This is a genomic window from Parasphingorhabdus sp. (assembly GCF_049667325.1).
In the GTDB taxonomy this organism is placed as follows: Bacteria; Pseudomonadota; Alphaproteobacteria; order Sphingomonadales; family Sphingomonadaceae; genus Parasphingorhabdus.
In genome coordinates this window covers 1-9,820 of the sequence record NZ_JBATHY010000045.1, presented here as the reverse complement: position 1 = coordinate 9,820, position 9,820 = coordinate 1, and the positions used below count along the sequence as shown (strand labels likewise).

Genomic DNA, 9,820 nt, shown 5'->3' with positions numbered 1-9,820 from the left:
CTGCACACAAACGCCCACCGGGCAGGTGTTGCTGTGGCACTGGCGCACCATGATGCAGCCCATCGCGACCAGGCTCAGCGTGCCGAGGCCGAATTCCTCGGCGCCGAGTATCGCGGCAATGACGATGTCGCGTCCGGTCTTGAGGCCCCCATCAGTGCGCAATTTCACCCGGTGGCGCAGGCCGTTGAGCGTGAGCACCTGATTGGCTTCCGATAGCCCCATTTCCCATGGTGTGCCGGCGAATTTGATCGAGGTCTGCGGCGATGCTCCGGTGCCGCCTGTGTTGCCGGAAATCAGGATGACATCGGCATGGGCCTTGGCGACGCCGGCGGCAATCGTTCCGATTCCAGCCGACGACACCAGTTTCACGCAAACCCGTGCGCGCGGATTGATCTGCTTGAGGTCATAGATCAGCTGGGCGAGATCCTCGATCGAATAGATATCGTGATGCGGCGGCGGAGAAATGAGGGTCACGCCGGGCGTCGAATGGCGCAGCTTGGCAATGAATTCGGTGACTTTGAAACCGGGCAGCTGGCCACCTTCGCCGGGCTTGGCACCCTGGGCCACCTTGATTTCAATCTCTTCGCAAGCTCCGAGATATTCCGAATTCACGCCAAAGCGGCCAGAGGCTACCTGTTTGATCGGGCTCGAGGCATTATCGCCATTTTCATAAGGCGTGTAGCGGCGTTTTTCCTCGCCGCCTTCGCCGGAGACGGATTTCGCACCGATCCGGTTCATCGCAATGGCCAGCGTTTCATGAGCTTCGGGGCTCAGCGCGCCGAGCGACATGCCGGGCGTGTTGAACCGCTTGCGTATTTCGGTGATCGCTTCGACTTCGTCAATCGGAACCGGCTCGGGTGCGTAGTTGAACTCCATCAGATCGCGTAGATAGATCGGGTCCAGTTCGCGCACACCTTGCGAGAACTGGAGATAGGAGGAATAGCTGTCATGCGCGACCGCCGATTGCAGCAGATGCATCAGATGGGCGCTATAGGCATGCGCCTCCCCGCCATCGCGCTGTTTGTAAAAACCGCCGACCGGCAGCCGCACAACCGCCGGTTCGAAGGCTGCTTGATGCTTTTCCTGCGCGTTGATAAACAGCGAGGCATAGCCTTCGCCGGATATCTTGCTTGGCATTCCGGGGAACAGGTCGTTGCAAAGCGCGCGCGACAGGCCGACGGCTTCAAAATTATAGCCGCCGCGATAGCTGGAAATCACGGCGATGCCCATTTTCGACATGATCTTGAGCAGGCCTTCGTCGATTGCTTTCTTGTGGCGTTCGAGGCAGGCATCGAGGGTAAATTCGCCGAACAGTCCGCGGGCCTGACGGTCGGCAATCGCCGCTTCTGCCATATAGGCGTTGACCGTGGTCGCGCCGACGCCGATCAGTACGGCATAGCAATGGGTGTCGAGACATTCCGCCGCCCGGACATTAACTGAAGCATAGGATCTCAGCCCTTTGCGGACGAGATGCGTATGCACCGCCGCGGTCGCGATCACCATCGAGATCGCCAGCCTGTCTTCGTCAATATCCTCGTCGGTGAGGAAAATCTCGGTCTGGCCGGCGCGCACAGCCTGCTCGGCCTCGGCCCGAATGCGGGCGAGCGCATCGCGCAATTCGATGGCATTGCCGGTGGTCGCCATGGTGCAGTCGATCTGCGCGACAGTATCACCGAAGCCAAGTTTAAGCCGCTCCCACATGGCGCAGCTGAGCACCGGACTGTCCAGCACCATGACATGTTCATTCTGGCTGTCCTGTTCCAATATATTGGCAAGATTGGAAAAACGCGTGCGCAGGCTCATCACGTGACGTTCGCGCAAACTGTCGATCGGCGGGTTGGTGACCTGCGAGAAATTCTGCCGGAAAAAATGGCTGACCTGGCGCGGCTTCAGGCTGATCACAGCAAGCGGAGTATCATCGCCCATCGAGCCGATCGCTTCCTTGGCATCCTCGACCATCGGCGCCAGGATCATTTCCATATCTTCGAGCGTATGGCCGGCCGCGGTCTGACGACGGATCAATTCTTCCTTGGAATATCCCATCCCCGACATTTCGGGTGCCGGTGGCAGGTCGTCGACGGTCTGGAATCCCTTGACCAGATCGGCATAAGGTTCTTCCGCGGCGATCCGGTCCTTGAGTTCCTGATCCTTGAACAGGACGCCAGCATCGAGATCGACCGCGATCATCTGTCCCGGGCCGAGGCGACCCTTTTCGATGATCTGGCTTTCGGGAACAACAACCATGCCGGATTCGGAGCCTATGATCAGCAGATTATCAGACGTGCGTGAATAGCGCAGGGGACGCAAAGCGTTGCGATCGACGCCGGCAACCGCCCAGTGGCCGTCGGTCATCGCCAATGCCGCTGGACCGTCCCAAGGTTCCATAACGCTGGCCATATATTCGTACATCGCCTGATGGGCGGGATCGATATCCGGGTCATTTTGCCAGGCCTGGGGCACCAGCATGATTTTCGCGGTCGGCGCATCGCGGCCGGAACGGCAGATGGTCTCGAACACGGCATCCAGCGCTGCAGTGTCGGACGAGCCTGCCGGGATCACCGGCTTGATATCCTCGCTATAGTCGCCGAAGGCCAGACTCGCCATCTTGATCTCGTGGCTCTTCATCCAGTTCTTGTTGCCGCGGATCGTGTTGATCTCGCCATTATGCGCGAGGCAGCGGAACGGTTGGGCCAGCCACCATTGGGGAAAGGTGTTGGTCGAATAGCGCTGGTGGAAAATAGCCACCCGGCTTTCGAACCGGTCGTCGGTCAGATCGGGATAGAAAACCGACAGGGATTCGGCGAGAAACAGGCCCTTGTAGATGATCGAGCGGCAGGACAGGCTGCAGATGTAGAAATCCTGAATCTGCGCGGCGATCACTTTCTTTTCGATCCGGCGGCGAATGAGATAGAGATTCTTCTCGAATTCCCGAGCGTCCTGCTTGTCCGGCATCGGTCCGGCAATCATGATCTGCTCGATTTCGGGGCGGGTGTTTTGCGCCTTGGGGCCGATCACCGACACGTCCACCGGTACCTGACGCCAGCCATAGATGGTATAACCGGATTCGATGATTTCCGCCTCGACAATGGTGCGGCAGGTTTCCTGCGCATTGAGATCGGTGCGCGGCAGGAAGATCATGCCTACGGCGAGCCGGTTGGGGCGCACCTTGTGGCCGCTGTCGGCAATCGCATCGTCAAAGAAGCGCTCGGGCAGATCGACGTGCAGGCCGGCGCCGTCACCGGTCATGCCATCGGCGTCCACCGCGCCCCGGTGCCAGACCGCTTTCAGCGCATCAATGGCCGAGGACACGACCCGCCGCGACGGTTTGCCGTCGGTCGCCGCAACCAGGCCCACACCACAGGCATCGCCCTCAAATTCGGGCCGGTACATGCCTTCGCGAGCGAGGCGTTCATGTTCGGGGGTAGGATAATAGTGGGTCATGTCAGTCTTTCTTCAACCGCTTTTTTGCGTTCTGGTATGCGGCTTCCTGTGCCGCGAAAAATTTGTCGAAGGCGGCCTCATGCTTGGCTTCCAGTTCTGCCACCGTGTCGCGTTCTGCGGCGGACCAGTTTTTCGGATCAGCCCATCGCGCCTCGTCGGCTTCGGAATGGCATTCCTCGTCCGCTTCGCAAGCTGCATCAACGGCAGCGACGGCCGCTGCCGCCGCCTCTTCTGCAGCTACTTCCGCAGCACCCGAGGTCATTTCGTAGGAATGGTCGTCGCGGGCTTCGGCCATCGATTCGCGATCAACGCCCATCAACTCGGCCATTGTGTCTAGCTCGTCTTCACTCAGATCGCCAAAGCTGCGTCGTGGCGGAAGATCTCCAGATCCCTCGGCGATTTCTCCGATCACGCCCATCAGCCGTTCCATGAATTTGGGCATCATTTCCATCGACGCAGACATGACTTCGGGGCTGGCGAATATCGCTAGGCTTTCGCCGGCAATTTTCGCGCCCGAATCTGTCTCGTAAAACTGGGCCGCTGCTTCCAGTTCGTTGGCGGAGAACCGGCGTGCATAGGCGCGCGCCAGTCCTGTGCGGATGGGCGGTTCCATATCATCGGACATGTCGATCAATATGTCGGTAATCTGGGCCATCATCGCGCGATTGCGTTGTTTATAATATGGATCGACGATGATCATCAGATCCGAAAGCGTCGCACCCTCTTTAAGCGTGATATCCTCTTCGCTGACGCCCGCGAAAGCCGCGATTGTTGACAGCGGGATATCGTCCATTCCGGCCATCATTGGTTCGATGATTTGCTGGAAAGTACCGGCCATGATCTTGCGGTAACTGCCGGTCGGAACGATCGCCCCGGCGACCCGCTCGCCTTTCTCCAGAAGTTCAGGCGCAATCGGCGTGTCGTCCTTCGGGAACATATTCTCGAAAAACTTGGTAAAAGCCTCGAGTTCGTTCGCACCTTTTTCGGCAACGCTTGCCGTAGCCTTGTCCTGATTGTCCTGCGCCAATACTGGCCCTGACAATGTCAATGCTGTGGCCGCAGCCAGAAGAGCAAATTTTCTCATGGGACGATCTTTCGTTTTTGGAAAACAACGCATCATGCCGCGACCTTCTCCGCCAGTTTCTTGGCCCGCAGGAACCGGTGCATATGCTCGGTCACATCGCGGCCGTCTCTGATGCCCCATACGACCAGGCTGGCACCCCGGACAATGTCACCGGCGGCAAACACGCCTTCCATATTGGTCATCATCGACTTGTGGTCGACCCGCAATGTTCCCCAGCGGGTGACCGCTAGATCGGGGCAGCCGAACAGGTTGGGCAGATCTTCCGGGTCAAAGCCCAACGCCTTGATCACCAGATCGGCATCGACGGTAAAATCACTGTCCGGCCGAACTTCCGGTGATCGGCGGCCGCTGGCATCGGGGGCGCCGAGCCGCATTTTGACCGTCCTTACCGCGGTGACGTGATCGGTGCCTTCGATTGCTTTTGGGGCGGAAAGCCATACAAATTCGACGCCTTCTTCTTCGGCATTGCGCACTTCGTTCTGCGAGCCCGGCATATTGGCACGGTCGCGTCGGTAAAGGCATTTCACCGACTTCGCTCCCTGCCGCACCGATGTCCTGACACAATCCATCGCCGTGTCGCCGCCGCCGATCACGACCACATTCTTGCCCTTGGCGTTGAATCGCCCATTTTCGAAATCGGGAACGTCATCGCCGAAACTCTTGCGGTTGGATGCGATCAGGAAGTCGAGCGCCTCCTCGACCCCCGGCGCGCCGACGCCCGGCATCTTGATCGCGCGCGCTTTGTAAACGCCGGTGGCGATCAGGATCGCGTCATGCTTTTCGCGCAACTGATCGAGCGTCGCGTCCCGGCCCACTTCGAAATTTTCGTGGAAGTTGATCCCGCCATCCTTGAGCCGCTGGACCCGGCGCATGATCACTTCTTTCTCCAGCTTGAAACCGGGGATACCGTAGGTCAGCAGCCCGCCAGCGCGGTCGTGGCGATCGTAGATATGGACGTCATAGCCGGCCACCCGCAGATATTCTGCGGCGGTCAGGCCAGCCGGACCCGCGCCGATGATGCCGACCGACTGGCCCTTGGGCCGTCCCGGCTGGAGCGCTTCGACCCAGCCTTCTTCCCAGGCGGTGTCGGTGATATATTTTTCCACCGCGCCGATGGTGACCGCGCCATGGCCGGAAAACTCGATCACGCAATTGCCTTCGCACAACCGGTCTTGCGGGCAAATGCGGCCACAGATCTCCGGCATTGTCGATGTCAGGTTGGACATTTCATAGGCTTCGCGCAAGCGGCCCTCGGCGGTCAGGCGGAGCCAGTCCGGAATATGGTTGTGCAACGGGCAGTGGACCGAACAATAAGGCACGCCGCATTGCGAACAGCGCGCGGACTGTTCCGCCGCCTTGTCCGGCGCATATTTATCCGCGATCTCCTGGAAATCTTCGGCGCGGAGATCGGGATCGCGCTTTTCGGGATAGGCCTGGCCTTCCTCGACAAATTTCAACATTTCCAGTTTCTGCGGGCTTTTTGCCATGCCAGACGCTCATTTCTTGTTATTTTTGATTGTAGCCAACCGCCCTGTCGCGCGGATGTGGTGGTTGAAATAACCTAGAAAAGGCCAAGAGTCACGCATAAATCACAATATAGGACAGCAACAGTGACCTAATAGAAGTTTTGGCCACACTCGGCTTCATAAGCCTTCGGAATTATTATAATAATAGTATCGTAACGGACCTATATTTTCCTCACGACAACCGCGTGGTGAAACGCTATTGCGCGCCGAGCCGACATACCGCCAAGCCAACATACGGAATGCCCATGACCTTCTTTCAAATGCTGCTCCTCGCGATCGTGCAGGGCGTCACCGAATTTCTACCGATATCTTCTTCGGGCCATCTGATCCTCTTGCCGGTGTTCACCGGCTATGCGGACCAGGGTCCGATGATCGACATTGCCGTGCACGTCGGCTCCCTGCTCGCGATCGTCACCTATTTTTTCAAAGATGTCTGGTCGCTGGGCAGGGGCGGTCTTGCATCGATCGGGATCGGTCAGGCGGTGGCGGAAAGGCGATTGTTCTGGTGGATCATCATCGGCACGATTCCGGCGGTCATTGTCGGCCTGTTCCTGAAGACCGGCGGCTATCTTGACGGGTTCCGCAGCACCACTTTGGTTGGCATCAATCTTGTCATCTACGGAATCCTGCTCGGCATTGCCGACCGTTTCGGACGGCAAGTCAAATCGTTCGAGGACCTGTCGCTGAAAGACGGCATCATCGTCGGGCTCGCGCAGGCACTGGCACTGATCCCGGGCACCAGCCGTTCCGGCGTGACCATGACCGCGGCCCGTTTCCTCGGTTACACCAGGGTCGAGGCGGCGCGTTTTTCCTTTCTGTTGTCGATCCCCGCTGTCGCTGGTGCCGGCGTGTTGATCATTCCCGATCTGATGGGCGCCAGCAGCGACCTGCTTCAGGAGGCGCTAATCACCGGGGCGCTGACCTTTATCGCGGCGCTCGCGACGATGACTTTCCTGATGCGCTTTTTGCGCAAGGCGTCGATGATGGTCTTTGTTGTCTACCGCGTCGCCATGGGCATAGCGTTGCTCGCGCTTTTCTGACGGCGTCTAGTTCGCTTTGGCGCGGGCACCAAAGCGGCCGTGCGCGGTATATTTTTCCATCCAGCCGCGGGCCACTGCAGCGAGCGGGGTCGGCACGACGCCAAAGGCGTCGAGTCCCCTGGCGCCGGCTGCCACGACATTATCCTTCTGCAGCATCTTGTACTGATCCACGGTGATCGGTGCGCCGGGCAGCGGACCCAGCAAGGTTGCCATCATTCTCGCGGCAAAATCCGGAACATCGATAAAGGTCCGCTCGCGTCCGGTCATCGACGCGATCCGGCGGTTGAGGTCGCCCATGCTGATGACTTCCGGGCCGCCCAGTTCAAAGGTCTGGCCGGCATAAAGCCCGGGCTGGCTGAGCGCCTGTGCCGCGACATCGGCAACATCGCCAACAAAGACCGGCTGAAATCTGGTCGCGCTGCCGATGACCGGCACGACCGGAAGCATCTGGATCATCGCGGCAAAGCGGTTGATGAACTGGTCTTCCCGGCCAAAGACGATCGAAGGCCTGAGGATGATCGCATCCGGAAAGGCTTTCAGAACCGCCTGTTCGCCATCGCCCTTGCTCCGGCCGTAACGCGAGGGGGATGCGGTATCCGCACCAATCGCCGAAAGATGGAGCAGCGTCCGGCAACCCGCCGCGGCTGCCGCCTCGGCAATATTGCGCGCGCCCTCGACATGGATACGGTCGAAATCGCCGGTCAGCACACCGACCAGATTGACCACGGTATCGCAGCCATGGACCGCACGGGCGACGCTTTCGGGTTTGGTGATGTCGGCGCTGGCAAACTGGGTCTGGCCGAGATTGCCCAGCGGCTTGATATGCATCGCGTTCTTGATATTGCGCTCGGCTATCCGCAGCCGTGCCCCGCGAGCGAGCAGGACCTGGGCGACATAACGGCCCAGAAATCCGCCGCCGCCAAATATGCAAATCAAACGTCCATCGAGATCCATGTTCATCTTCCACCCGTGCCTTGGTTTCCGCATAGCCTCTGCCCCAGCCGGGCGGTTGAAGCAACAGTGGATTCCCTTCGCTGACCAGCATATTTTGTGCCGCGTCGCCGCGGTTCCCCGTTCGCCCCGCCCCGCCGACCCGCCAAGACGGGCGATTGCCCATATGAATCATTGACAGCAGAACCACCAACCGGCTAATCGCGCGCCTCTATCAGGCGGTATTAAGATGATTACCACCTGCATGGGCCCAGATGGCGGAATTGGTAGACGCGCTAGCTTCAGGTGTTAGTATTCGCAAGGATGTGGAGGTTCGAGTCCTCTTCTGGGCACCATTTAATTGATCGCCGATAGACTTGCAAACAATGTGAAATAAGAGAAGTCAAGATCAGGCCGGACGGCTAATGCGTCGGCGAAGCCGACACCATCGTTTTCTAGTTTGTCCCAGTAAGTGGCGTGAGTTCCGCTTCTCGCACCGCGTCATTCTTTAATGTTGAACGCATTTCTTGACTTGTGCTCAACGTTTGATGTTATCTAAAAGCAAGCGCGCGCGACTGGCGGGGCGTTTGGCTGGAAACGAATATTATGTCCGATGACGACTGGTCCGAGAGCGAAAATGATCTAATCGTTGCAGACTATTTTTCTATGCTTTCCGCCGAAATTCAGGGCCGCGGCTACAACAAAGCAGAGCATAATAGAAATTTACAGCCAATGGTGCCAAGACGAACTCGTGGCTCGATCGAATTCAAACATCAAAATATCAGTGCAGTCCTGCTGGGCTTGGGACAGCCTTGGATCATAGGATATAAACCGAAAGCGCGGTTTCAAAACTCGCTGGTAGACGCCGTCTTGCGCCGGCTAGATTATAAATCAAGCTGGCTCGATACCGAATTTCAAAAATCAGGTAACAGCAAAAGCACCGCGAATATATTGGTTGAAGAGCCAACGCTGTGGATCGGACCTCCGCCTACTTTTGCAAATGTACCATCGCCGGTAGATACGAAGTTCATGGCTGCTATTGGGCGCAAGTACGATGTTGCTGCGCGCGATGCCAGTAATCGCGCGTTAGGCAAAGCCGGAGAAGAACGCGTTTTGGCTCATGAAATTTCTGCATTGAGGCAAGCATCCAGAAATGATCTCGCCGAGAAAGTGCAGTGGACATCCGTGGAAGAAGGAGACGGCGCCGGATACGATATTGCAAGTTTTGAGCCCGACGGAAAAAGGCGGCTAATCGAAGTAAAAACGACCAATGGCTGGGAACGGACGCCGTTTCATATCAGCCGGAACGAAATTGCTGTCGCGGAAGAGAAACGGGAAACCTGGCATCTTATACGGCTTTGGAATTTTGCCCGGGAACCTAAGGCCTTTTCAATTCGACCACCGCTTGATGCTCACGTGTCCTTAACGCCAACGAGCTTTCTGGCTTCTATTCAGTAGCTCTGTAGGCCGCTGAGTGATTGGCAAATCAATACCGTGCAATCGCTGGAATTTGAATTCAGGACCAACAACTTCAAGGCGCTGGAGCCGCATGGTGCAGGCTTCGGTAGCACAGTGCGATGTGATCAACTTATTGAATTAAAACAGAAGCTTACGTTAAATTTTGATATCCTCTTCCGCACCATTTTTTAAACTCGCCGATGACCGCGAAAGCTTGCAAAGCCCGCAATTAGCCCGCATCCGTCTTGGACCACCAAACCCCGGCTCTCTCAATCCCCGACCAAGGTAACCCAAAACCCGCGATCACCGCCCCCAAACCCCCTCTGTCCAACCGCTCCCCC

General features: G+C 57.9%; 6 protein-coding genes and 1 tRNA gene. 3 read left to right on the top strand and 4 right to left on the bottom strand.

What is annotated here, in order from left to right; translation table 11 throughout:
• The 3 genes from gltB to WBM93_RS02355 all read right to left on the bottom strand — a co-directional run.
• The coding region (gene gltB / locus WBM93_RS02365; protein WP_424427783.1) for a glutamate synthase large subunit at positions 1-3,441 on the bottom strand (3,441 nt) is incomplete at its 3' end.
• Position 3,442: 1 nt separating this feature from the next.
• Positions 3,443-4,525: a DUF2059 domain-containing protein gene (locus WBM93_RS02360; protein WP_424427781.1), complete on the bottom strand. Its 1,083-nt coding sequence runs from the start codon at positions 4,523-4,525 to the stop codon at positions 3,443-3,445.
• Between the two features lie 32 nt (positions 4,526-4,557).
• The gene (locus tag WBM93_RS02355) at positions 4,558-6,012 is read right to left on the bottom strand and encodes an NAD(P)-dependent oxidoreductase (protein WP_424427779.1); all 1,455 of its coding nucleotides are present in this window, start codon (positions 6,010-6,012) and stop codon (positions 4,558-4,560) included.
• Positions 6,013-6,296: 284 nt separating this feature from the next.
• Between WBM93_RS02355 and WBM93_RS02350 the strand changes: the two genes are divergently transcribed.
• Entirely contained in the window at positions 6,297-7,091 is a 795-nt protein-coding gene (locus tag WBM93_RS02350) for an undecaprenyl-diphosphate phosphatase (protein ID WP_424427777.1), read from the top strand.
• Positions 7,092-7,097: 6 nt separating this feature from the next.
• Here the strand turns inward: WBM93_RS02350 and WBM93_RS02345 are convergent, their stop codons facing one another.
• Positions 7,098-8,051 (bottom strand): complex I NDUFA9 subunit family protein, encoded by a 954-nt coding sequence (locus tag WBM93_RS02345; RefSeq protein ID WP_424427775.1) that lies wholly within the window; start codon positions 8,049-8,051, stop codon positions 7,098-7,100.
• A gap of 239 nt (positions 8,052-8,290) precedes the next feature.
• On the opposite strand from WBM93_RS02345, the gene WBM93_RS02340 reads away from it, so the two are divergent.
• A tRNA-Leu gene (locus WBM93_RS02340) sits at positions 8,291-8,377 on the top strand.
• 250 nt (positions 8,378-8,627) lie between these two features.
• Entirely contained in the window at positions 8,628-9,479 is an 852-nt protein-coding gene (locus WBM93_RS02335; RefSeq protein ID WP_424427773.1) for a DUF3883 domain-containing protein, read from the top strand.
• Positions 9,480-9,820 lie beyond the last annotated feature (341 nt).